Consider the following 25195-nt stretch of genomic DNA (forward strand, 5'->3'; position numbering starts at 1 on the left):
AATGAATTACGCTGAGATTTGTATTATTAAGCGTGATGGAAAGCGGGAAGACTTTTCCATCAGTAAAATTAAAAATGCAATCGGCAAGGCATTCCATGCCTCCGGAATTGACAATGAAGACAAACTGATTGCTGAAATTACCATGCGGGTTATCAGCAATTTCGTATCTCCAACCATCAGTGTGGAAGAGATTCAGGACCTGGTAGAAAAGGAACTGATGAAAGTACGTCCCGAAGTGGCCAAGAAATATATTATTTATCGCGAATGGCGGAATACGGAACGCGACCGTAAAACGCAAATGAAGCACATCATGGACGGCATTGTAGCCATCGACAAAAATGATGTCAACCTGAGTAATGCCAACATGTCCAGCCATACTCCCGCCGGACAGATGATGACTTTTGCCTCGGAAGTTACTAAAGACTATACCTATAAATACCTGTTGCCTAAAAAATATGCCGAAGCACATCAGTTGGGCGACATACATATACATGATTTGGATTACTATCCCACCAAGACTACCACTTGTATCCAATATGACCTGGATGACTTGTTCGAACGCGGCTTCCGCACTAAAAACGGAAGTATCCGTACTCCACAGTCCATTCAAAGTTATGCCACTCTGGCCACCATCATATTCCAGACAAACCAGAACGAGCAACACGGCGGACAAGCTATTCCCGCCTTCGACTTCTTTATGGCGGAAGGGGTACGGAAGACATTTCGCAAACATCTGAAAACTTTAACCGAGTTTTATATAGAAGTAGAGGGAAAAGAACCCGGAACAGAGGCTCTCAAGAAAATTGAAGAGAAAGCATACGCCATGACGCGCAAAGATACACATCAGGCCATGGAAGGATTCATCCACAACCTGAACACCATGCATTCGCGAGGGGGAAATCAAGTCGTGTTCAGTTCCATCAATTATGGAACAGACACTTCTCCCGAAGGCCGCATGGTCATAGAGGAACTGCTGAAAGCTACCATCGAAGGCCTGGGTACCCGTGGCGAAGTACCGGTCTTCCCCATACAGATATTCAAGGTTAAAGACGGAGTATCTTATTCCGAAGAGGACTATAAGAAAGCCATGGAAAACTTCGAAGCGGCACTGGAAGGCAAAATGGAATTCCAAGCTCCCAATTTCGACTTGTTTCTGAAAGCCTGCCGTACCACCGCAAAAGCCTTGTTCCCTAATTTTATGTTTTTGGATACTCCTTATAACAAAAATGAGAAATGGGATATCAAGGACCCTAAACGTTACCGCTATGAACTGGCAACTATGGGATGCCGTACCCGCGTATACGAAAATATAGCAGGTGAAAAAAGTTCATTAGGACGTGGCAACCTGTCATTCACCACCATGAATATGCCCCGGCTGGCCATCGAAGCACGCATCAAGGCAGAAAGTCTGGAAGAGTCAGGCAAGAAAGAGGCCATAGAAAGAAAAGCAAAAGAAATATTCATGGAAAGTGTACATGCTTTGTCCGAACTGATTGCCGAACAATTGTATGCACGCTACCAGTATCAACGTACAGCCCTGGCACGCCAGTTCCCGTTCATGATGGGGAATGATGTGTGGAAAGGCGGAGGAAAACTTTCGCCCAACGACCAGGTGGGGGATGTATTGCGTCAAGGCACATTAGGGATAGGCTTTATCGGCGGACACAATGCCATGATGGCTCTTTATGGAGAAGGTCACGCACATAGCCAGAAAGCATGGGATACATTATTCGAAGCCGTTACGGAAATGAATAAAGTGGCAGACGAATACAAACAGAAATATCAGTTGAATTTCTCCGTACTTGCCACTCCTGCCGAAGGACTTTCCGGACGCTTCACCCGTATGGACCGCCGCAAATACGGCATCATTCCCGGCGTGACGGACAATGACTATTATGTAAACTCTTTCCACGTAGATGTAAAAGAGCCCATCACCATCACCGAGAAGATAAAACGGGAAGCTCCTTTCCACGCCATTACCCGCGGAGGGCATATCACTTACGTGGAACTGGACGGAGAAGCTCAGAAAAATGTAAAAGCCATAGCCAAGATTGTAAAAGTAATGCATGACGAAGGCATTGGATACGGTTCCATCAACCATCCTGTTGATACTTGTCAGGCTTGCGGTTACAAAGGAGTCATTTACGACAAGTGCCCTGTTTGCCAGAGCGAGAATATAATGCGAATGCGTCGCATTACCGGGTATTTGACAGGCGACCTCAGCACTTGGAATTCAGCCAAGCGTGCTGAAGAACGTGACCGGGTAAAGCATGGATAATCAGCATGAACTTGTTATTTACCTATCCTGAAACAATAGTCGACGGTGAAGGCATCCGCTATTCCATCTATCTGGCCGGATGCCGTCACCATTGTCGCGGTTGCCAGAATCCCGAATCCTGGAATCCATCGGCAGGCACTCCGCTCACACCGGAAAAAATAGAAAAAATGATCTGCGAAATAAATGCCAATCCATTATTGGACGGAATCACCTTTTCCGGTGGAGATCCACTTTATCATCCCCAAGAATTCCTGGCTCTGGTCAAACAGATCAAAGAAGCTACCGGACAAAACATCTGGTGTTATACTGGATATACATTTGAACAGATACAAAACGATGAAATGTTAAAACCGATACTGGATTATGTGGATGTTATAGTAGACGGACGATTTGAGCCGGATTTGTACTCTCCTTACTTGGAATTTCGGGGCAGCAGTAATCAACGCATCATCCGTGTGCGATAACGCTAAAAGAAATAAAAAAGGGGTGTTTTCTTGATATATATCATGAATTCACCCTTTTTTATGTTTTTCAGCATATATTTACTTGCTAATTTCAAGAAAAGCCGTACCTTTGCAATGTGGTTGTGAAACCAAATATTAAGTTAATAAAGAAAAGAACAAAATTAGGTATTAAGTATTAAGGTAAAGATTTTAATTTAAGGTATTAGATTTAGGTAAAGAAAGATTGATTTAGAAAGGTATTAGTAGTAAGATTTAAGGTAATTAGAAAAAGAAAGTTTTCAGGAGATTAGTTTTATAGGTATTAAAAGAGTTGTTTTTTTAGGTACAAGAGAGAGAGGATAACACAACTGAGACGAGAAAGATGAAAAGAACCCCATAATGGAGGGGGGTTCTTCAGGATGTGAGCGGGTTTGATAAAAACTTTCGCTCTTTTTTTATGTCTTTTTTTCACCACGGGAGAGAAACAATATAAAAAACGCAGATTTCCGCAAAGACGATTGATTCAATCTTTGCGGAAATCCGTGCCTATCGGCATTGTTATAAAAATGCCGTGTCCTTTTCTGTCATGCAGACCTAGAACAAGAATCGCATGATATCATTAAAGTTCGCCCAAATGAGCAAGGCAAACAGTAAAAACATACCTACCATCTGTGCATATTCCATAAACTTGTCACTCGGCTTACGGCGGGCAATGATTTCATAAAGCAGGAATAATACATGTCCGCCATCCAATGCCGGAATAGGCAGAATATTCATAAACGCAAGAATGATTGACAGAAAAGCAGTCATTTCCCAAAAACGATGCCAATCCCATACTTTCGGAAAAATACTTCCTATCGTTCCAAAACCACCTACGCTCTTGGCTCCTTCCTTAGTGAACACATATTTCATATCGTTCACATATCCCTTCAACGTATTTACCCCCAATTGCACCCCGGCAGGAAAAGATTCAAAGAAACCAAATTCACGGGTTGTTTCTTTATAATCAGCCAATGAAGAGAATGTTGCACCCACTCTAAACAAAGAGTCTGTACGCACCGTCACGGTGTCACGCAGTCCGTTACGCGAATATACCATTTGTAGAGAAGCATCTTTATCTCCTGTAGCTTCCGCATCAGCCTGCATATTATCCAGTTTTTCCACCAATGCATTCCATGAGTTCAACCTCTCGCCATTGACCGCGACCAGACTATCTCCCTTCTGTATACCGGCCTTATCCAAGCCACCGCCCGGTATCACCGAGTCAACGACATTAGGAACTAACGCCGTAACAAACATCGGATCATCCTTTGCTATATCCAACAAGCTGATCTCAGGCATATATACTTCGGCTTCCTTTCCGTCGCGCAATACAGTCACTGTACGTGCCTCAGCAATATCACGAAGCATATCCACCCCGAAACGCTCCAATGGTTTTTCATCTGCACGAAGAAGAATATCACCGTCACGGAAACCTATTTCCCGGGCACGCTCATTAAATTTCATACCATGAGTCATGTCTTGCAGCGATACAAAAGAATCTCCCCAATGGAATAAAATCATGGAATAGATGAAGATAGCCAGCAAGAAATTCATCAAGACACCACCCACCATGATAAGCAGACGCTGCCAAGCCGGTTTTGAACGAAATTCCCATGGCTTAGCAGGCTGTTTCATCTGCTCGGTATCCATAGACTCGTCTATCATACCCGAAATTTTCACATATCCCCCCAAAGGCACCCAGCCAATACCATATTCCGTATCACTGTTCTTCGGTTTGAATTTGAACAAAGAAAACCACGGATCAAAAAATATGTAGAACTTCTCTACTCTTACTTTAAAAAGACGTGAAAAAAGAAAATGTCCTCCCTCATGAATAATGACCAATAATGAAAGGCTCATTATCAATTGAAGAGCACGAATCAAAAATGTTTCCATCTAACTATTTACTATTTTATAATTTATAATTAACATAATTCTCTGCCAACTACCATTTAAGATGACAAAAGGGACAACGCTACCCGACGCGCCTCAGCATCAGTATCCACATAGTCTTCATAAGTCGGTTCCTTGATATAAGCAACTTTACCCATAGTCTGTTCTATGACATCACTCATACCCAGGAAAGATATTTTGTCTTTCAGGAAAGCATCCACCACCACTTCATTAGCTGCATTCACTATACAGGGCATATTTCCGGCCCGATACAAAGCCTCGTATGCCAATGCCAAATTACGAAAACGTTTGGTATCAGGCTGTTCAAAAGTCAGGTCTGTTATACGGGCAAAATCCAACCGCTCGAAAGAAGATTTCACGCGCTCCGGATACGAAAAAGCATATTGAATAGGCAAACGCATATCGGGCATGCCCAACTGTGCTTTCACGGCCCCATCCTCAAACTGCACCATAGAATGAATGACAGATTGTGGATGAACTACCACTTCAATTTGCTCCGGACGCATTCCGAATAACCATTTAGCCTCAATCACTTCAAACCCTTTGTTCATCATGGAAGCCGAATCAATGGTTATCTTCGCTCCCATCTCCCAATTGGGATGCTTCAAAGCTTGTGCTTTGGTCACTGTTTGCAACTGCTCCATGGTATAAGTACGGAACGGCCCTCCTGAAGCTGTCAAGATCACTTTCTCCAACCGGTTATTTATTTCCAGACACTGGAAGATAGCCGAATGCTCCGAATCCACGGGAAGTACAGGTGTATGGTACTGATTTGCCAGTGCATTAATCAACTCCCCGGCTACAACCAGTGTTTCTTTATTAGCCAAAGCAATAGCTTTACCTGCCTTTATCGCATTTATAGTAGGACGCAATCCGGCATAACCTACCATAGAAGCCAGTACAATGTCAATAGGTTGTGATTCCACAATTTGAGAGAGCGCATCCGCTCCTGCATATACTTTGACAGGCAGATCACTCAGCGCCTCTTTCAATTGAAGGTATTTTTCCTCATTGGCTATCACTACCGCCTCGGGCATGAACTTACGGGCTTGTTCTACCAATAAATCGACCCTGTTATTGGCTGTCAACGCATAGACCTCATATAAATCTGGATGTTCCTCTATTACCTGTAAAGCTTGTGTACCGATAGAGCCGGTAGAACCTAATATCGCTATTTGTTTTTTCATAATGTTGTTAAAATACAATGTATTTTGAGGGATCAATCGCACGTCCCTTATGCCATAATTCGAAATGCAGATGCGGTCCGGTAGTTTTTTCACCGGTATTTCCTACCAATGCAATAGCTTCACCACCTTTCACCGGATCTCCTTCTTTCTTTAATAACGAACCACAATGTTTATACACCGACACAAAATCCTGTCCATGCTGTATCTGAATAACATAACCGGTTTCTGCCGTATAAGTAGACAAAATCACTGTCCCATCCAATGTTGCCAACACACTTTCATTTGGATTAGCGGCAATGTCCACACCGTAATGCCTGTTCTCCAAGTCAAAATTAGATGACATCATGCCCCGTGTAGGACGGTAGAATATCAATCCGGAAGCGGCATTATTATCATCAACAGCCGTCAGATTATATCGTTCCGATTCTTCATATTGCTTGCGAAACTCTTCTTCCTGCCTGGTACGTTCCATCAAAGAATCAGAACGAAGAATGGTCAGAGAGTCGATAGATTGGACTGTATCAGCTTTTACTTTCCCGCTAAATATATCCTGAATGTTCATGATATACATATTCTGCCTCGTCACCACTTGTTGTAACGAATCGACCCGCAAGGCATTGGTCACCACCTGCGCACGTACCTCACTGTTCATATATCCCGGCAAATAGTTACGTAAAGGAGTAAAAACAATGATAGTTGCCGAAATCAGGAAAATTACCGTTACGGCAGACAGCAATACAGACACACCATTGAGTTTGGAAACGTGCAGTCCCACAATCTCCTCCAACGTATTTTCATTGGTAATGGTCAGTTTATACTTAAACTTGAAATTATGCCAAAATGCTTTCCTTCCTTTTTTCTTCATTGTGCGCACCTTCTATATTTATATCAAGCCATCAGGTACTTCGACCGTCAGCAAACGCTTTTTCTTATCCAATTTGATGATAAATTCCTCGTGGGCAGGCAGCAAAAGTTCCTCGCCATCCTTCTCAATGGCAAAAAGGACATTCATCGTACTGTCATCCACCGCCACAATCTCGCCCAACTCACCATGATTCACATCTTCCACCTTAAAGCCAATAAAATAGTTCCAGGTAGGTATATCATCCGAATCTTCCTCCTCACCGACATATTTCTTCGGGAAATAGACCTCTACATTCGTAAACATACGGGCCTTTTCCGAGGTATCCACCCCTTCCAGTTTGACTAAAGCAGTGGTATCTGAACGAAAACGATACTCTTCAATAAAGAAAGGCACGAATATACCGTCTAACAAACAGACCAGATACTCACATTCCACACGGTCAAAAATATCATCCGTAAAAGTGAATGAGATTTCTCCTTTTACTCCATGCGGTTTGTTGAATATACCAATCTTGAAAACTTCATCTTTCTTAATCATGATTGATTTCTCTAAATTCTAGTAATACGTGCGCCAAGCGCATTCAAACGCTGGTCTATATTCTGATATCCCCGGTCTATCTGCTCTATATTGTGTATGCGGCTTATACCGTCGGCACTCATTGCCGCTATCAGCAAAGCAATACCGGCACGGATATCGGGTGAAATCATATTTCCGGCGCGAAGCTGGAAATTACGGTCATGCCCTATCACAACGGCACGATGAGGGTCACATAATATAATCTGTGCTCCCATATCTATGAGCTTGTCCACAAAGAACAGGCGGCTTTCAAACATCTTCTGATGAATCAGTACACTGCCTTTCGCCTGTGTAGCCACCACCAGTACCACACTGAGCAAGTCGGGAGTCAGCCCCGGCCAGGGAGCATCTGCTATGGTCATAATAGAGCCATCAATAAACGATTCTATCTGATAATGTTCCTGCTCGGGGATAAACAGATCATCTCCCCGCTGTTCCACTCTGATACCTAAACGACGGAAACTTTCTGGAATAATGCCCAAATTTTCATGCGATACATTCTTAATGGTAAGCTCACTTCCTGTCATAGCTGCCATTCCGATAAAACTACCTACTTCAATCATATCAGGCAACACCCGATGCGTACAGCCATGCAGACTTTCCACTCCTTCAATAGTCAGCAAATTAGATGCAATACCGGAAATCTTCGCCCCCATGCGGTTCAACATACGACAAAGTTGTTGCAGATAAGGTTCACAAGCTGCGTTGTAAATGGTCGTTTTGCCCTTCGCCAGGACAGAAGCCATCACAATATTAGCCGTACCGGTAACCGAAGCTTCATCCAGCAACATATAAGTACCTTCCAAATGCTCTGCGCAAATACTGAAAACACTTCGTTCCTCATCATAATTAAAACAGGCTCCCAGTTTCTGAATACCGATAAAGTGAGTGTCCAAACGCCGGCGGCCAATCTTGTCACCGCCCGGTTTTGAAATCAAAGCCTTTCCAAAACGGGCAACCAACGGACCAACCAACATGACTGATCCACGCAGACTGGAACATTTCTTTAAGAATTCATCACTCTCCAAGTAGTTCAAATCCACAGTGTCAGCCTTAAATGTATACGAATCAATCCCTGTTTTTGATACCTTGACACCCATATCACGTAACAACTGAATCAGATTGTTCACATCCAGAATGTCCGGAATATTAGTTACGGTCACTTCTTCCGAAGTCAGCAGAGTGGCACAAAGAATCTGTAACACTTCATTTTTAGCACCTTGCGGGTGTATTTCGCCGTGCAATTTATGTCCTCCTTCAATTACAAACGAAGCCATGGTATCATTTTTTAGGAATTAATATTTCTTTCTTTGGTTGTTGTTTTGTTGCGGTCTGCGCTGATTGTTGTTCTGTTGCGGCCTGCGTGGAACATAAACACGTTGCTGTTCATTCAAATGCAGGTCTTCAGGGGTCAGATTAATCATTCCCTTAGAGTAATCGCGAAGATCATCCAAGATTTTCTGATCCTCCACCCCGTCTTTGTTCCAGTTCAGGAAACATTTCTTCATGTGGTTTGCAATCAGGCTGATCAGCTGCTTCTTCTCCTCACCTTCCGGATAGTCCACTGCCTTTTTAATCATGCTCTCCAAAATACGTCCATAATGACGGTAACGGATTCCATTATGCGGATAAGGCAACATATCGGGTTTCACCTCCAGGCTTTCTTTCTTCACAATTTCATACGGATAATCGATATCCAGCTTGAAATCGGCCATAATAGCCAAATGATCCCATAATTTATGTTTGAAATCGGGCACATCCCGCAAATGCGGAAACATACCGCCCATAATGTTGATAATCGTGTTCGCACAACGTTGGCGCTCAGCTCTGTCCTCGATGGTCAAGGCGTGGTCTACCATGTTCTGCACACTTCTGCCATATTCAGGAAGGGGTAAAGTTCGTTGTTGAGTATTATACTCCATATATATTTAAAATTTATGATTTATGCACTGATTTGTTCATCGGCTGTTACAAAAGCTTTTTGGGTTTGGAAGCTACAAACTCTTTCAAATAGAAAGGCTCAAAATAAGCCACATCCTTAAAGTTCTGCCTTACCATTTCCTTTTCTGCCAATGGGAACATCCATTTACCTAACGGACGGATGTCATCAATAAAATGAGCATTGGGATGAGTAATCTGCCCACGGCATTTGGCTGCACCGTTACCAAAAAAATAGACCGGATGTTCATTCAGGAACTCCAAATAGGAATGCTCATCAACAATATCGGCGGCAATTTCCCTTTTCACGCCCAATGCGCGGTCATAAACAGCTGCATAGACTTCCATGCGACGTGCGTCTATCATAGGACAGAGCAAGGCATCCTCAGGCAAATCATGATGTAACAACACCGGCACACACAACACCTCCAATGTCGGCAGACCGATAAGTGGCAAATTACGTCCATAGCAAATACCCTTCGCCATAGAAACACCAATACGCAGCCCTGTGTACGAGCCGGGCCCGCAACTCACAGCCACTGCATCCAACGGCATACCATGACTGTCGACAAAAGATAAAGCCTCATCTACAAATACGCCCAGCTGCACGGCGTGTGAAGGTCCTTTCAAATCCTCTTTGGAGAACACCGCCAATCCATCCTCACTGACGGCAACAGAGCAGGCCTCTGTTGAAGTTTCAATATGCAAAATACACGACATAATGCTCTACTTATATAATATAATCTGCAAATATACACTTTTATTTATACTTCATTTCCATAAAAAGATTACTTTTGCAAAAAAACATATTAGTTATGATACAGTCAATGACCGGATACGGTAAAGCAACCGCTATATTCGGAGAAAAAAAAATTAACGTAGAGATCAAGTCTTTAAATAGTAAAGCAATGGACTTGTCTACACGGATCGCTCCTTTATACCGTGAAAAAGAAATGGAAATCCGCAATATGATTTCCAAATCATTGGAACGCGGTAAAGTTGATTTCAGCCTGTGGATAGAGAAAGACGTTTCGGATACAGCCACTCCCATTAACGCCGCCCTTGTAGAAAACTACTACAATCAGATAAAATCTATTTCCGAAATGACCCATATACCAATGCCCGAAGATTGGTTTGCAACCCTTCTACGAATGCCTGATGTACTGACCAAAGCCGATGTACAAGAACTTTCGAAAGACGAATGGGAGGTAGTCCGCCGGGTAGTGGAAGAGGCCATCAACCATTTGGTAGATTTCCGCAAACAGGAAGGAAGCGCCTTGGAAAAGAAATTCAACGAAAAGATTGACAACATCGAGCGTTTGTTAAAGTCCATCGAACCCTACGAAACAGAGCGTGTAGCCAAGATACGTGAACGCATTACAGATGCTTTGGAAAAGACCATCAGTGTGGATTATGATAAAAACCGCCTGGAGCAAGAATTGATTTATTACATTGAAAAATTAGATATTAACGAAGAGAAACAACGACTGAGCAATCACTTGAGATATTTCCGTGAAACCATGGCAGGCGGTCATGGACAAGGAAAAAAACTTGGTTTCATAGCACAGGAAATGGGACGCGAAATCAATACGACCGGCAGCAAATCCAATCATGCCGAAATGCAAAACATCGTAGTGCAGATGAAGGACGAACTGGAACAAATCAAAGAACAGGTGTTAAATGTAATGTAACCGGTTCACATACCGGACACCATTCTCATAAGCAAAGAATCAAGATATGGCAACAGGAAAACTTATCATTTTTTCAGCCCCCTCAGGTTCGGGCAAATCAACCATTATCAACTATCTGTTGACACAAAACCTGAACCTGTCTTTCTCTATTTCTGCCACCAGCCGCCCTCCTCGCGGAAAAGAACGGCATGGTGTGGAATATTTCTTCCTATCTCCTGAGGAATTCAGACAACGCATTGCCAATAATGAATTTCTGGAATACGAAGAAGTATACGAAAACCGTTTCTACGGAACCTTGAAAGCACAAGTGGAAAAACAATTGGAAGCCGGACAAAATGTGATTTTTGACGTAGATGTGGTAGGCGGATGTAATATCAAAAAATATTATGGCAGCCGCGCATTGTCTGTTTTCATTCAACCACCCAGTGTAGAAGAACTCCGTAAACGCCTGCAAGGCCGTGGTACTGATGCCCCCGAAGTGATTGAAAGCCGAATTGCAAAAGCAGAATTCGAATTGGGGTTCGCCGATAAATTCGATACCGTGATAGTAAATGACGATTTGGAGAAGGCAAAGGCGGAAGCACTGAAAGTTATTAGAAACTTTATTGAACAATAAGACGATGATCAAAGATCCGAAAAAACTGGCCCAAAGAATGTCGATACTTTGTATCCTCATTGGTTTTATAGCTTTGGCTGTGGGTATCATTGCAATGGCAATGGAACAATACATTATTGCCATAGCAATGGGTATTGTCACTGTAGGACAAGTATGGAATTACAATAAATGGAAAAGAGTAAGATAAAGACCGGTATTTTCGGCGGCTCATTCAATCCTATCCACATGGGCCATCTGGCACTTGCCAATTATTTATGTGAATATAATGGACTAGATGAAATATGGTTTCTCGTCTCTCCTCACAATCCATTAAAGCAACAAACGGATTTATGGGATGATAATCTGCGATTGGAACTGGTAAAACTGGCCATTGCGGATTATCCCAAATTCCGGGCTTCCGACTTCGAATTCCACCTGCCTCGTCCTTCCTATACTATACACACATTGGATGCTTTACACAAAGCCTATCCCAACCGGGAATTCACCCTTATCATCGGGGCGGACAACTGGCTTTTATTCCCCCGTTGGTACAAAGCAGAGGAGATTTTAAAGAATCATCATGTAATGATCTATCCCCGTCCGAATTTCACTATTGATCCAACAACCCTTCCTCCTTCCGTGCAATTAGCCGATACTCCGTTATTGGAAGTCAGTTCTACTTTTATCAGACAGGCACTGGCAGAAGGACGAGATATACGATATTTCCTGCATCCGGCAGTATATGAACGACTGAAAAAATAAAAATCCCCGGGAGGATACAATCCAAATTCCCCGGGGAAAAACACATCAATTATTTAATCTAAAATTCAAAGGACGCACTCCATTAACGCTTTGCCAGCAGTACCTTACTATTTATCAATCCGTCCAACTCCCAGCCTGTCGTATCCTTTTTATATGAGTGCCACGCCAAAAACTTCCCAGCTTCATCTAACGTATATACATATTTCTGCGTAGGGACAAACGCTTTTTTATTTTTATTCCACAAAGAATAATCAATATGCGCTTCTGTGTCTGTGTACGTAACTTCCATACAATAATAATTTATCCAATCCGTGCCATTCCATTTCATACTTTTCTTCTCTATGATTTGTCCCTTATCGTTGTATCTGAACTCAAAACGATACTCCGGAGTCAGGAAAGTACCTTCCTGTTCATAAACGACCTTAGCCGACACCCGACCATTTTCCACCTCTTCATTTGTAATCTTCACAGGCTTGGCCGCATTCAATGTTAATACACTTGTCATTGCAAAAAGAACTGCCATCATGGCTTTAGTGAGCATTGTAGTTTTCATAATGTCTTATTTTTAATGTTTATAATTCGTGTTTATTTGTGTCTTTATTTATAAGACGCAAATGACTCTCAAAACGTTGCAACATGATCCGTTTTTTTTCTTGAGTCGCTTCACTTTATAAAGTGCAAAGTACATGCCATGGAATTAATCCACTAAGTATCAACAAGTAAACATAAAAAGGGTGTCCGATTATGGACACCCTGTACATTATTAACGGACAAACAGTCTATTCTTTCTGCTTTTCAACACGATGCAAGACTACCAGAACAACTTCGCTGGGAGTAAATAAACGGACGTCAACGCGCGAAGTACCCAATCCATTGGTTATAATAATCGGAGTACCTTTGCTATTCTCTTTCCAACCAGTCAGAAAACGGTTTCCATAAATAGAGTGCTTTACCGGAGAATATTTTTTAAACAAGCTCACCTGCCCACCATGAGTATGCCCCGCTAACACCAAATTGGCATTCGACACATCGGTATCTTCTGCATAATCGGGAGTATGCGTGAGCAATATAATAAAATCATCCGCCGGAAAATGCTGGGATGGAGAGTCACCATTCTTTTTTAAATCAAACGGATTGCGTACACCGCTCACTATAATATACTGACCATCTTTCATCAGCTTATAGCTTTTATGTTCCATCAACCGCACATGATTCTTTTGCATGGCCTCCACCACTTCGGAATAACAATAGCCATAATCATGATTTCCCATCACAGCAAATGTTCCGTAAGGCGTATAAACTCTGCTCAAGGCGGTGAACAAAGTATCCAGATTTCCACCTTTCTTGCCACGATAATCTCCACCCAACAGCAAGACATCGGCATGCATTGACTTTAATGCCCGCACCGCGCTGTTCAATTCACTCCTCTTAAAGCGACTCTCATAATGAAAATCCGAAGCAAACCCTATCCGAAAACCGTCAAAAGCGGGTGGAATATCATAACTATAAAAATCATATTGCTTCACACGCCCTACCCCCGGAAACTCGGACAAAGTAGCTGTGGCGCAAGAAGACAAAAGAATAACCGCTAAAAGCAAAAAAAGAAACTGTTTCTTCATAATCCTTTCTATTTGGAGACAAAGATACAGAATTAATTGTTTTATCTTTGCACAACCTTAATTATAAATAGAAATGGAAATTGTTCAAGTTAACTCAATAAAAGCATGGCTTCTAGCCGCCCGCCCTAAAACATTGGCAGGAGCCGCCACTCCGGTTTTACTGGGATGTGCCTTGGCCTATGCAGACAGCTGCTTCCAAATGACACCAGCATTGCTTTGCTTTGCCTTCGCTTTTCTGATGCAGATAGACGCCAACTTCATTAATGATTACTTTGATTATCTGAAAGGCAGTGACCGTGAAGACCGTTTGGGTCCTGAACGTGCCTGCGCGCAAGGATGGATCACACTGAACGCCATGAGAAAGGGAATCGCCCTGACCACAGCAACAGCTTGTTTAGCAGGGTTATGCCTATTAGCTTATGGAGGGATTGAAATGATTCCAGTAGGAATTTTATGTGTTTTATTCGCTTTTCTTTATACAGCAGGACCTTATCCGCTAGCTTATCACGGATGGGGAGACATACTTGTCATTGTCTTTTTCGGATTTGTACCGGTAGGCTGCACTTACTATGTGATGTGCCGTGACTGGACTTGGAATGTGACACTCGCCTCTCTAGCTTGCGGACTGATTATAGATACCTTGTTGATGGTGAATAATTACCGTGACCGCGATCAGGATGCAAAAAGCGGAAAGAAAACAATCGTAGTACGCTGGGGAGCCAATGCAGGGCAACAATTATACTTATTTTTGGGATTGGCTGCCGCATGGCTTTGTTTATTGTTTATTCCTACCGGGCACATTTGGGCTGCATTATTACCCCAAATTTATCTGTTACCTCACTTCATGGCATGGCAAAGAATGGTAAAAATCAACAGGGGAAAAGAATTAAACAGCATATTGGGAGAAACCTCCCGCAATATGCTGCTATTCGGCGTATTACTAGCATTCGGCCTTATCCTATAATCTTCTGGCAAGATCTTGCCAGAAGATATTTCCCAATAAAGCGCAACAAATCATTCCGCTTTCTCTATCAATACAGTGGCATAAGCGGAAATGCCCTCCTCCCTGCCCGTGAATCCCAGCTTCTCTGTAGTGGTAGCCTTTACGGAAACATCATCCACATCAATCCCCATCAAATGAGCAAGTACCAACTGCATTTCCGGAATCCGCGCTTTCAATTTAGGACGTTCAGCACAAATCGTTGCGTCCACATTACCTACTTTATATCCTTTTGCAGTAATCAGGTCCACCGTTTCAGCCAATAAAATCTTGCTATCAATATTCTTGAATTCACCCGCAGTATCAGGAAAATGATAACCTATATCACGCATATTGGCAGCTCCCAGCAAAGCGTCACAAATGGCATGAATCAACACATCGGCATCCGAGTGTCCCAATAATCCCAATTCATGTTCAAATTTTATTCCTCCAAGCCATAGTTCACGACCGGTTACCAGTTGGTGCACATCGAATCCAAATCCTACTCTTATTTTCATCTTACATAAAAATCTAATAATTTCTCACCTTCCAAATACCCCTGCAAATGCTGTCCTATGCCGACTGGCCCTACTCCCACAGGAGTTCCCGTATAGAGCAAATCTCCAATCTTTAATGTAAAAAACCGACTAACGTATGCAATTATCTCATCCACCTTAAACAACATATCCGCAGTGTTGCCTCTCTGCACTGTTTTTCCATCTATATCCAAATGAAAGTTTAAATTCTGTATATCCTTAAATCTGTCTACCGGCACAAAATCACCTATGGCAGCCGAGCTATCAAACCCTTTACACAGCTCCCAAGGCTTGCCTTCCTCCCGGAACCGCCGCTGAAGGTCACGTGCCGTAAAATCTATTCCTACCGTCACCGCATCATAATACCGACTGGCAAAACGCGGAGCAATATTCTTTCCCAAACGATTAATACGTACTACCAATTCTGTTTCATAATCCACCTGCTGAGAAAAATCAGGAATAAAAAACGGCTTGCTGTCTTTCAGCAGAGCCGAATCCGGTTTCATAAAAATAACCGGTTCTTCCGGTAATTTTTCATCAGCATGTAACTCGTGGCAATGTGCAACGTAGTTCATTCCTACGGCTATAATCTTCATATTATTATTCTTGAATTACATTTAATCTGTTAAACATTACAGCCAGATGGGCATAAAGTGATGTATTCTGCACCACAATATTTTCCGGTACACGAATACGGAACGGTGTAAAGTTCCAAACAGCCTTAATGCCACCCGCTATCATTTTATCTGTTATCTCCTGTGCTATATTAATAGGCACAGTCAATACCCCGATATTCACATCACAGGATTTCATTTTTATCTCAAATTCATCCGAATGATAAATAGGAATTCCATTTATTTCCTTCCCGACCAATCCGGGATTAATATCAAACGCACCTACTATCTCTAATCCAAAATGATGCAGCCCCGAGTCGCGCAATAAAGCACCTCCCAAACTACCGACACCAAACAAAAAAGCTTTATGCATTTTGGTAAATCCCAAGAAACGCTCCAGCACCTCTATCAACGCATCAATCTCATACCCCACACGTGTACGGCCGGATATATTTACATAAGAAAGATCTTTCGCTATTTGGGAAGCATCTACATTGATTTGCTTGGATATTTGGGTAGAAGACACGTACGTTTCTCCCTGTTCTTTCATCAGTTTCACATTCGAAAGATACCACGGAAGCCTGCGCAAAGTCGGCTCAGGCACTTTATCCGAGAATTTATGCATACGTATATCCATCTTTTTCTTTAGGTATTATCATTAGGTAATTTGCAAAAGTACACTTTTATTTGTTACATTGACGGATAGAGTATAAAAAAAGTCTTATCTTTGAGTATTCATTTAAGCAAAATTCACATGAAAAATAACGATTGGAAAGAACGTCTGAATGTGGTTTATTCCACAAATCCTGATTTCAAGTATGAAAGCGTTGAAGAGGAAGCGGTTGAGACATTAGATAAAAAACAACAGAAACTCCGTGTCAATATAGAAAAAAAAGGACGGGGTGGCAAAACCGTGACATTAATCAACGGGTTCATCGGAACAGAAAATGACCTGAAAGAGTTGGGTAAATTATTGAAAAGCAAATGTGGAGTAGGCGGTTCAGTAAAAGACGGGGAGATCCTTATCCAAGGAGAGTTCAAGCAACGGGTCATCGAGTTATTGAAAGCTGAAGGATATACCCAGACCAAATAACCGGAAAAAAGAAAGGGACTGTTGTCACACAGTCCCCCATTCTATAATTGCGGAAAATCTTATTCAGCACGTAAAGTGAAACGTTTGAAAGCAACGATCTGCAATTCAGGATCAGCTTCCTTCAACACTTCTCTTACAGTCTTCTTACCATCCATGATATCCTCCTGGTTCAGCAAGCAAACTTCCTTCAAGAACTTACCCAGACGACCTTTAGCAATGTTTTCAATCATCTGTTGCGGCAAGTTGGCAGCTTTTTCAGCAGAAACAGTAGCAATGATTTCCTTAGCTTTGGCAATATCTTCGTCAGTAATCCAGCCCTTAGCCTTGTTACTTTCCATGTGCTCTTCGCTGTCTACATGTGCAGGGTTGATACCAGCCTTCTTCAAAGCAACTTCAACAGCCTTGTCTACTTGTTCTTTCTTAGTCTTATCAATAGCTACCTGTATTTCAGCTTCTTTTACAGATTCAGGAACACCGGCTTCATCAATTGCAATAGGATTCATAGCGGCAATCTGCATAGCAACTCCGTGAGCGGCAGCTTCAGCTTCCTTATTCATGGCAACAATAGTACAAAGCTGGTTATTTCCCTGGTGGTTATAAATAGAAGTATAAGCACCTTCAACCACATTGTAGCCATCCAATTCCATTTTTTCACCAGTGATACCGCTACGGTCTGTTACTGCATCCTGTACAGTACCGTTACCCATAGGCAAAGCCTTTACTTCTTCCAAAGTCTTGCATCTGTTGGCAACAGCAGCATCCAGAATAGCTTGAGTCAACGCTACGAAATCAGCATTTTTAGCAACGAAGTCGGTTTCGCATTTCAAAGCGATGATAGCAGCAAATTCGCCATCCTTTTTTGCCAGCACACAACCTTCAGATGCTTCACGGTCAGAACGTTTTGCAGCAACAGCCTGTCCTTTTTTACGGATAATTTCCATTGCTTTATCGATATCGCCGTTTGCTTCAGTCAAGGCGTTCTTGCAATCCATCATACCAGCTCCACTAATCTTACGAAGCTTGGTTATTTCAGCCATAGTTACAGCCATAATATTCCTTTATTTTTTAATTGTTAGTAATATCTTTAAAACAGAATTGAGAATTGAAAATTGAGAATTGAGAATTAACAGCATAATCTGCCCCTTCCCCAATTTTCAATTCTCAACTCTCAATTTATACTATTAAGCTTCTTCGTCTTCTTTCAAGAAAGCGGCAGCCTTAGCAGCATTGATAGCTTCTTCTTCGGCTTTATCCATACGAGCCTTGGTATTTTTCTTCTTACCAGCACCCTTAGGAGCATTTTCACCGGCAGCTTCCATATCTACTTTTTCAGCTTTTCTTTCTTCCAAGCCTTCAGCGATAGCGCCACAACAAGCATCCAAGATCACTTCTACAGACTTAGTAGCGTCATCGTTTGCAGGAATCACGAAGTCTACGTTTGAAGGATCTGAATTTGTATCAACGATAGCAAATACAGGGATACCCAGACGGTTAGCTTCACGAACTGCAATGTTTTCTTTCAACACATCGATAACGAACAGTGCTGACGGCAAACGAGTCAAATCAGCGATAGAGCCTAAGTTCTTCTCCAATTTAGCACGCTGACGAGAGATTTGCAGAACTTCTCTCTTAGAAAGGTTTGAATAAGTACCATCGTTGGTCAACTTATCGATAGTAGCCATTTTCTTCACAGCCTTACGGATAGTCGGGAAGTTAGTCAACATACCACCCGGCCAACGCTCGATTACATAAGGCATATTTACAGAAGCAGCTTTCTCAGCTACTACTTGTTTAGCTTGTTTCTTAGTAGCAACAAACAGGACTTTCTTACCTGATTTTGCGATTTGTTTCAGTGCATCAGCAGCTTCATCTACTTTAGCAACTGTTTTATGGAGGTCAATGATATGGATACCATTGCGTTCCATGAAAATATAAGGAGCCATTGAGGGATTCCACTTTCTCTTAAGGTGTCCGAAGTGGCAACCGGCTTCCAATAATGTATCGAAATTAGTTCTAGACATTTTGTTATTCTTTAAATCGTTTACTTTCTTTTTTGTTTATCTCAACCAACCATCGGGTAGTCCGCTACCAAGTAGAGTCCCGCTGGTTTAGATACTAAACGCTTCTTAACCAGTTCCAAGTAAAACCGGATATTAACGTTTACTGAACTGGAATCTACGACGTGCTTTGGGCTGACCCGGTTTCTTACGTTCTACAGAACGAGAATCACGTGTCATGAAGCCTTCTGAACGAAGAGCTGTTTTATCTTCAGGGTTGATTTTAACCAGCGCACGGGCGATAGCCAGACGCAAAGCCTGTGACTGACCTGTAAAACCACCACCGTAAAGATTTACTTTGATATCATATTTTTCAGCAGCCTCCAGCTTGTTCAAAGGCTGTTTTACTACATACTGAAGAATAGTTGATGGAAAGTACTGTGCAAGGTCTCTCTTGTTAATAGTAATCTTTCCTGTACCTTCGCTTACGAACACGCGTGCTACGGCGCGTTTACGTCTGCCTAATGCATTTACTACTTCCATTCTTTATTATTTAAGTGAGTTTATATCAATTGATTTCGGAGTCTGAGCTTCATGTTTATGTTCACTACCAGCGTAAACATACAAATTGCCCAGCAACTGTGCTCCCAGACGATTTTTAGGAAGCATACCCTTTACTACTCTCTTCAACAGTTTTTCTTCACCGTTAGGTTTCTTCATCAACTGGGCAGGAGTCATTTCTCTCTGACCACCGGGATAACCTGTATAGCGCAAGTAAACCTTGTCGTTCCACTTGTTTCCGGTAAATTTCACTTTGTCTGCATTAATGATAATAACATTATCACCGCAGTCAGCATGAGGGGTAAAGTCTGGTTTGTACTTTCCTCTCAACAGTTTCGCAACTTTCGAACCGAGACGGCCTACGACCTGATCGGTTGCATCGACAACAACCCATTCTTTATGAGCTGTTTCTTTGTTTGCAGAAATGGTCTTGTAACTTAAAGTATCCACTCTTAAATTCTTTTTTAAATGTTAACTACTAAAAAACAATTCTTCCCAGCGTTTCTAACCGTTCCCGGACAAAGAACTATTAACACGCTAAGAATTAATTCTTTATAAACTTTTGATAATAATCGGCTTGCAAAGGTACGGCTTTTCTTTGAACTGACAAACAAATTAAGATATTTTTTCCTCCTGCTTTTTGCATACAAAAGGCTGATACAACCACATCTAGGCTTTGAATAACGGAGTAAAAACATAGGGAAGAAATTTTGATTCTTCCCTATACATATACAGTTATTCATATATTTTCAACGATTCCAGCCACTCTCCATCTCAGAGCAAGTACAAACAGCCACAGATGCCGCATTGTTTCCACCGGACTGACGAAGCTTTAAAAGTTCAGTTGCTGAGATCCGAACTACTTTTCCATCGGGACGACCATAACACAGTGTCCCTTCGCGCCGTGCAGTTTCCTCTATCAACCGCTGTTCCGCTAGTTCTAAACCATAACGCAACTTCGCACTTAATTCCTTATATTCTTCTTCAGTTGACATAACTTCTGATTTTAGTAAAAAGTTCTTGATTATAGATATGGACCTCATCTCCCAAACGGAAGGCGTCCGCCACAATAACACGCGGTGTGCAGCTATTGTCCGCAAGCATCCAATAATCCACGCAAGGCATATAAATACGGAAAAAGTTTTCCAACCCCGAACGATAACGACGACGGATAATGGGAGCAGGTACATCATGCCCTCCGTTGGCAACACGCTGTTTCACTCGCTCTATAGCCAGTTCAGGCGAATTCAGCCAAAAATAAATAAGGCTGACACTATATCCTTGATTTTGTGCCTGCTGGATAAGATTGATATAAGAACGGGTGGACAATGTAGTTTCAACAGAAAAACTGACTCCGGCTGACAACAGTTCTCCGATGCGTTTCAGCATCAGTCGTCCCGCTTCGATTGCTACACTTGAGGGGTTAAAAGGAGAAAGTCCCTTGGCGATTTCATCGGCATTGACAAATTCACGGCACTCTAAAATTTCGGGTAATACCGTATACGAAGCAGTCGTTTTACCAGCTCCATTACACCCCGCTATTATATAAAGTTTAGACATTAATCTCCTTTTCTATTTCTGTTATTGGCGACAAAGTTAACGATTATTTCCAATTTTTGTTCTCGAAAAGACATAAAAGTGATGAAGAATAGCACATTTTTTGAAATTCTGTGCAAATTAAAAAGAGATTACAGGAATTTTACCGTATATTTAAGCAACCTGCAAAGAGGTAACAGTTACTCACTACATCATTTTATTGGAAACAATTAATACATAGACACCTTTCATTTAAGTATCCAAACAAGTAATCATATAAACAAGACACATATCCCACCATATAGATAGGGACCACACTTTCAAAAAATGAAAGAGCAGCCCCTCCCCAATGACTATCCTTTGTTTATAAACAAAGATTCAAACTTATCTGACCAAATCCTTTGGATAAACAGGAGGCATTTTCACCCGTTTCCAAGTTTCATAATACCAGGAATTGATTTCATTTCCATCCTTATCCGTTTTCACAAAAAACTTCAGTACCATGACATCGCCCCCCTTCATCTCAAATTCCAAAATGTTATCCACACCTACCAATTGTGGAAGATGCAGATTTTTCTCCACATGCTCTGTATAAGCATTAGGAGCAGTCTGCCGATAGGTACCGGAACCAATAATAATAGCTCCATGATTAGGAATCATGGTCATATTGGTAAACTTGCCGTCATCAGACAAAATTTTAAAAGAATTACTTGGTTTCAACTCACCCGGCACCTGAGGAGTACCTGATACATAAAAGCACATCTGCCAAATCCCTTTCAAATTGACAGGGGCTGCATCCGATTTTTCCTGTCCCACTACACGCGAAGTACCGATTAGCAAGAATGCTATCATCAGTAGGAATAATTTTTTCCGTTTCATAGCTGTATATATTTAGTTAACAAATTGCGTTATGTGGATACAACAAAATTAGAAAAATTTTTCAAACTTTCTGCTTTTCAAATAACTTTTTTACAGTTAAACACAAAAAAAATCCTGCTCTATGTTATAGGGCAGGATTTTTTGAATTATTATTTCCTACAATTAGAATTCAGCATTGCGCGGAGTACGTGGGAAAGGTATCACATCACGAATATTGGTCATACCGGTAACAAACAGCAACAACCGTTCAAAACCAAGTCCAAAACCAGAATGAGGACATGAACCAAACTTGCGGGTATCCAGATACCACCACATATCCTTCATCGGAATTCCCAGTTCCTGAATGCGGGTCATCAATTTGTCATAATCAGCCTCACGTTCAGAACCACCTATTATTTCGCCAATCTTCGGGAATAATACATCCATTGCACGCACCGTCTTGCCATCCTCATTCTGCTTCATATAGAATGCCTTGATTTCTTTCGGATAGTCTGTCAGGATTACAGGACGTTTAAAGTGCTCTTCCACCAAATAACGTTCATGTTCAGAGGCTAAGTCTACTCCCCAATATACCGGGAATTCAAATTTATGACCTTTTACTACAGCTTCCTCCAGTATCTTGATACCTTCCGTATAAGGCAGACGGACAAATTCTTCCTTCAGCACGCCCTGCAAACGTTCTATCAATCCTTTATCGAACATATCGTTCAAGAACTTCACATCATCATAGCAGTTGTCAAGCGCCCACTGTACACAATATTTAATAAAGTCTTCGGCCAAATCCATATTATCAGTAATATCATTGAACGCAACCTCAGGTTCAATCATCCAAAACTCGGCCAAGTGACGCGGCGTATTGGAGTTCTCCGCACGGAATGTAGGTCCAAATGTATAAATAGCCCCCAAAGCAGTAGCAGCCAATTCACCTTCCAACTGTCCGGAAACCGTCAAACTGGCTTGTTTGCCAAAGAAATCATCATCATAAATAATCGATCCGTTTTCATCTTTCTTCAAATCATAAAGATTCTTGGTAGTAACCTGGAACATCTGTCCCGCACCTTCACAATCGGATGCTGTGATAATAGGTGTATGAAAATAGAAGAAACCACGTTCATGGAAGAACTTATGGATAGCGATAGCCATGTTGTGGCGGATGCGGAATACAGCTCCAAATGTATTGGTACGGGGACGCAAATGAGCGATCTCACGAAGAAACTCCATCGTATGACCTTTCTTCTGTAACGGATAAGTATTATCACAAGTACCTAATACTTCGATTCCACGCGCTTGAACTTCGGCAGCCTGACCAGAGCCAATGGATTCGGTCAACTCACCGTTCACACTGATACATGCACCGGTGGTGATCTGCTTCAACATTTCTTCGTCAAAGTTTGCCAAATCAACAACAATCTGCACATTATTTATTGTAGAACCGTCATTCAGGGCGATAAAATTTACCTGTTTGCTACCGCGGCGGGTACGAACCCAACCTTTTACATTGACCATCGCACCAAAATCACGGCGCTTCAGCAAGTCAACAATCTTTGTTCTACTAATTTTTTCCATTGTTTTGTCTCTTTATTGTTTATTATTCAAATGAGCCCATGCGGAGCATGTTCACTTCTTGTTCCGTCAGGTAACGCCAGTCACCGCGACGCAAACCTTTTTTAGTCAGGCCAGCAAAATAAACGCGGTCCAGCTTGATTACCTTATATCCCAAGGATTCAAAAATACGACGCACAATACGGTTCTTTCCGGAATGGATTTCAATACCGACTTGTGACTTGTCTGTTTCCGATGCATAGCTGATGGCATCTGCATGGATCTCTCCATCATCCAATGTCACACCTGCTGCAATCTGGTCAAGATCTGCCTTGGTTACATTCTTATCACAATATACATGATAAATCTTCTTCTTCAAATACTTAGGATGAGTCAGCTTGGAAGCCAAATCACCATCGTTAGTTAACAGTAATACACCGGTAGTATTACGATCCAAACGCCCAACTGGATAAATGCGCTCCTTACAAGCACCTTTCACAAAATCCATTACAGTCTTACGTTCCTGAGGATCATCAGAAGTAGTCACACAATCCTTCGGTTTATTCAACAAAATATAAGTTTTGCGTTCAATACTTACCGGTTCGTCATGGAACTTCACTTCGTCAGTACGCTTGATCTTAGTACCTAATTCGGTTACCACTTCACCATTTACACTGACTACACCTGCTGTAATAAACTCATCAGCCTCACGACGGGAACATATACCTGCATTAGCCAAGAACTTGTTCAGACGAATCGGCTCATTTGGATCGGTCAATATATCTTTATATTCAATCTGTTTCTTCAGACTATACTTTGCATTCGGGTTATAATCAGCCGTACGGGGGCGATAGGGACGATTGTATCCACCACCTTGATAACCACCGGTACGAGGACGATAAGGACGATCGCCGCCTTGATTATAACCGCCGGTACGAGGACGCGGAGTGTAAGAACGCTGTTCACCACCTTCACCGCTGTTAAAACGGGGACGCGGAGTATATGGACGCTGCTCACCACCTTCGCGATTATATCCTCCGGTGCGGGGACGCGGAGTATAAGGACGCTGCTCACTACCTTCGCGATTATAGTTTGTACGGGGACGGTATTGACGTTCACCACCTTCCTCACCATTATTGAAACGAGGGCGCGGAGTATATGGACGCTGCTCACCACCTTCACGATTATAATTTGTACGAGGACGGTATGAACGTTGTTCTCCTCCATCCTCACTGTTAGGATTAAAGCGGGGACGTTGCGGACGGTCACCATTATTATAGCGATTATAGGAAGGACGGTCACCGTTGTTATAAGAAGAACAGTAAGGACGGTCGCCACCTTCGCGATTATAGCTGTTCGTACGAGGACGGTAAGGACGCTGTTCGCCGTCGTTGTTGTATCTGTTGTAATTACTGTCTCTGTTATAAGACTTATAACCACCATCACGGCTTACATTCTGGTTTTCTTCGTTTGCAGCACCTTCTTGTCTGCTTTCATTTTCTGTACTCATGGTTTTCCTTTTGTTTATTAATTAATGTATAACGCCCT

General features: G+C 42.1%; 29 protein-coding genes. 8 read left to right on the forward strand and 21 right to left on the reverse strand.

Annotated features, from left to right (window positions below; all coding sequences use genetic code 11):
* The first annotated feature begins 1 nt into the window (after position 1).
* Both RE317_RS15150 and nrdG read left to right on the forward strand, forming a co-directional pair.
* Positions 2-2278: an anaerobic ribonucleoside triphosphate reductase gene (locus tag RE317_RS15150; protein ID WP_005838694.1), complete on the forward strand. Its 2277-nt coding sequence runs from the start codon at positions 2-4 to the stop codon at positions 2276-2278.
* Between the two features lie 5 nt (positions 2279-2283).
* A complete protein-coding gene (nrdG, locus tag RE317_RS15155; RefSeq protein WP_005838696.1) occupies positions 2284-2742 on the forward strand; it encodes an anaerobic ribonucleoside-triphosphate reductase activating protein in 459 nt (152 codons plus the stop codon).
* 573 nt (positions 2743-3315) lie between these two features.
* Here the strand turns inward: nrdG and rseP are convergent.
* Genes rseP through tsaB form a run of 7 tightly spaced genes read right to left on the reverse strand, consistent with a single transcriptional unit; the run spans position 3316 to position 9963 of the window.
* Positions 3316-4659, reverse strand: coding sequence for an RIP metalloprotease RseP (rseP, locus tag RE317_RS15160; RefSeq protein ID WP_005839240.1), 1344 nt, complete (start codon positions 4657-4659; stop codon positions 3316-3318).
* Positions 4660-4715: 56 nt separating this feature from the next.
* Complete coding sequence (locus RE317_RS15165; protein WP_005853614.1) at positions 4716-5864, reverse strand: 1-deoxy-D-xylulose-5-phosphate reductoisomerase; 1149 nt, start codon at positions 5862-5864, stop codon at positions 4716-4718.
* A gap of 7 nt (positions 5865-5871) precedes the next feature.
* Complete coding sequence (locus tag RE317_RS15170) at positions 5872-6729, reverse strand: M23 family metallopeptidase (protein WP_008667863.1); 858 nt, start codon at positions 6727-6729, stop codon at positions 5872-5874.
* 18 nt (positions 6730-6747) lie between these two features.
* Positions 6748-7266 (reverse strand): ribosome maturation factor RimM, encoded by a 519-nt coding sequence (rimM, locus tag RE317_RS15175; RefSeq protein ID WP_005839232.1) that lies wholly within the window; start codon positions 7264-7266, stop codon positions 6748-6750.
* An 11-nt stretch (positions 7267-7277) separates the two neighbouring features.
* Entirely contained in the window at positions 7278-8582 is a 1305-nt protein-coding gene (gene murA / locus RE317_RS15180) for a UDP-N-acetylglucosamine 1-carboxyvinyltransferase (RefSeq protein WP_005839229.1), read from the reverse strand.
* A gap of 18 nt (positions 8583-8600) precedes the next feature.
* Entirely contained in the window at positions 8601-9227 is a 627-nt protein-coding gene (locus RE317_RS15185; RefSeq protein WP_005853616.1) for a DUF4290 domain-containing protein, read from the reverse strand.
* 46 nt (positions 9228-9273) lie between these two features.
* Positions 9274-9963, reverse strand: a complete 690-nt coding sequence (gene tsaB, locus RE317_RS15190; RefSeq protein WP_005839224.1) for a tRNA (adenosine(37)-N6)-threonylcarbamoyltransferase complex dimerization subunit type 1 TsaB — start codon at positions 9961-9963, stop codon at positions 9274-9276.
* A gap of 95 nt (positions 9964-10058) precedes the next feature.
* On the opposite strand from tsaB, the gene RE317_RS15195 reads away from it, so the two are divergent.
* The 4 genes from RE317_RS15195 to nadD are packed head-to-tail and all read left to right on the forward strand — an operon-like array spanning position 10059 to position 12291.
* Positions 10059-10934, forward strand: coding sequence for a YicC/YloC family endoribonuclease (locus RE317_RS15195; protein ID WP_303266255.1), 876 nt, complete (start codon positions 10059-10061; stop codon positions 10932-10934).
* 46 nt (positions 10935-10980) lie between these two features.
* Complete coding sequence (gene gmk / locus RE317_RS15200) at positions 10981-11550, forward strand: guanylate kinase (protein WP_005839220.1); 570 nt, start codon at positions 10981-10983, stop codon at positions 11548-11550.
* 4 nt (positions 11551-11554) lie between these two features.
* Entirely contained in the window at positions 11555-11737 is a 183-nt protein-coding gene (locus tag RE317_RS15205) for a hypothetical protein (RefSeq protein WP_005839218.1), read from the forward strand.
* Positions 11719-12291, forward strand: a complete 573-nt coding sequence (gene nadD, locus RE317_RS15210) for a nicotinate (nicotinamide) nucleotide adenylyltransferase (protein WP_005839217.1) — start codon at positions 11719-11721, stop codon at positions 12289-12291. Before RE317_RS15205 ends, nadD begins: the two co-directional genes overlap by 19 nt.
* An 82-nt stretch (positions 12292-12373) precedes the next feature.
* Here the strand turns inward: nadD and RE317_RS15215 are convergent, their stop codons facing one another.
* Positions 12374-12844: a DUF3836 domain-containing protein gene (locus RE317_RS15215; RefSeq protein WP_005839215.1), complete on the reverse strand. Its 471-nt coding sequence runs from the start codon at positions 12842-12844 to the stop codon at positions 12374-12376.
* Positions 12845-13070: 226 nt separating this feature from the next.
* Positions 13071-13910, reverse strand: coding sequence for a metallophosphoesterase (locus RE317_RS15220; RefSeq protein WP_005839213.1), 840 nt, complete (start codon positions 13908-13910; stop codon positions 13071-13073).
* Positions 13911-13983: 73 nt separating this feature from the next.
* On the opposite strand from RE317_RS15220, the gene RE317_RS15225 reads away from it, so the two are divergent.
* On the forward strand, positions 13984-14874 hold the full coding sequence (locus RE317_RS15225) for a 1,4-dihydroxy-2-naphthoate polyprenyltransferase (protein ID WP_005839212.1): 891 nt from the start codon (positions 13984-13986) through the stop codon (positions 14872-14874).
* 50 nt (positions 14875-14924) lie between these two features.
* On the opposite strand, the gene ispF is transcribed toward RE317_RS15225, so the two are convergent.
* From ispF to RE317_RS15240, 3 genes are read right to left on the reverse strand one after another with little or no spacing between them, the layout of a single operon-like run.
* Positions 14925-15407 carry a 2-C-methyl-D-erythritol 2,4-cyclodiphosphate synthase gene (gene ispF / locus RE317_RS15230; protein WP_008667861.1) on the reverse strand — a complete coding sequence of 161 codons (483 nt, stop codon included), beginning with the start codon at positions 15405-15407 and terminating at the stop codon, positions 14925-14927.
* Positions 15404-16021, reverse strand: a complete 618-nt coding sequence (locus RE317_RS15235; RefSeq protein ID WP_005839207.1) for a fumarylacetoacetate hydrolase family protein — start codon at positions 16019-16021, stop codon at positions 15404-15406. Before RE317_RS15235 ends, ispF begins: the two co-directional genes overlap by 4 nt.
* A 4-nt stretch (positions 16022-16025) precedes the next feature.
* Positions 16026-16676: a redox-sensing transcriptional repressor Rex gene (locus RE317_RS15240; RefSeq protein WP_005853629.1), complete on the reverse strand. Its 651-nt coding sequence runs from the start codon at positions 16674-16676 to the stop codon at positions 16026-16028.
* Between the two features lie 117 nt (positions 16677-16793).
* Here RE317_RS15240 and RE317_RS15245 point away from each other — a divergent pair, with 117 nt between their 5' ends.
* Positions 16794-17132, forward strand: coding sequence for a translation initiation factor (locus RE317_RS15245; protein ID WP_005839203.1), 339 nt, complete (start codon positions 16794-16796; stop codon positions 17130-17132).
* Positions 17133-17191: 59 nt separating this feature from the next.
* On the opposite strand, the gene tsf is transcribed toward RE317_RS15245, so the two are convergent.
* From tsf to RE317_RS15290, 9 genes are all read right to left on the reverse strand, one after another.
* Entirely contained in the window at positions 17192-18181 is a 990-nt protein-coding gene (gene tsf / locus RE317_RS15250) for a translation elongation factor Ts (protein WP_005839201.1), read from the reverse strand.
* Between the two features lie 132 nt (positions 18182-18313).
* Entirely contained in the window at positions 18314-19153 is an 840-nt protein-coding gene (rpsB, locus tag RE317_RS15255; RefSeq protein ID WP_005839199.1) for a 30S ribosomal protein S2, read from the reverse strand.
* 132 nt (positions 19154-19285) lie between these two features.
* On the reverse strand, positions 19286-19672 hold the full coding sequence (gene rpsI, locus RE317_RS15260) for a 30S ribosomal protein S9 (protein ID WP_005839197.1): 387 nt from the start codon (positions 19670-19672) through the stop codon (positions 19286-19288).
* A gap of 6 nt (positions 19673-19678) precedes the next feature.
* A complete protein-coding gene (gene rplM, locus RE317_RS15265; RefSeq protein WP_005839194.1) occupies positions 19679-20140 on the reverse strand; it encodes a 50S ribosomal protein L13 in 462 nt (153 codons plus the stop codon).
* Positions 20141-20439: 299 nt separating this feature from the next.
* Positions 20440-20685 carry a hypothetical protein gene (locus RE317_RS15270; RefSeq protein WP_005839191.1) on the reverse strand — a complete coding sequence of 82 codons (246 nt, stop codon included), beginning with the start codon at positions 20683-20685 and terminating at the stop codon, positions 20440-20442.
* Positions 20675-21250, reverse strand: coding sequence for a zeta toxin family protein (locus tag RE317_RS15275; RefSeq protein WP_005839189.1), 576 nt, complete (start codon positions 21248-21250; stop codon positions 20675-20677). Before RE317_RS15275 ends, RE317_RS15270 begins: the two co-directional genes overlap by 11 nt.
* 360 nt (positions 21251-21610) lie before the next feature.
* Positions 21611-22105 carry a DUF4488 domain-containing protein gene (locus RE317_RS15280; protein ID WP_005839187.1) on the reverse strand — a complete coding sequence of 165 codons (495 nt, stop codon included), beginning with the start codon at positions 22103-22105 and terminating at the stop codon, positions 21611-21613.
* A 162-nt stretch (positions 22106-22267) separates the two neighbouring features.
* On the reverse strand, positions 22268-23671 hold the full coding sequence (gene asnS / locus RE317_RS15285; RefSeq protein WP_005853636.1) for an asparagine--tRNA ligase: 1404 nt from the start codon (positions 23669-23671) through the stop codon (positions 22268-22270).
* Positions 23672-23693: 22 nt separating this feature from the next.
* The gene (locus tag RE317_RS15290; RefSeq protein WP_117873785.1) at positions 23694-25157 is read right to left on the reverse strand and encodes a pseudouridine synthase; all 1464 of its coding nucleotides are present in this window, start codon (positions 25155-25157) and stop codon (positions 23694-23696) included.
* Positions 25158-25195: the final 38 nt, after the last annotated feature.

It is taken from the genome of Phocaeicola sp. GP0067 (assembly GCF_031119655.1).
GTDB lineage: Bacteria > Bacteroidota > Bacteroidia > Bacteroidales > Bacteroidaceae > Phocaeicola > Phocaeicola vulgatus.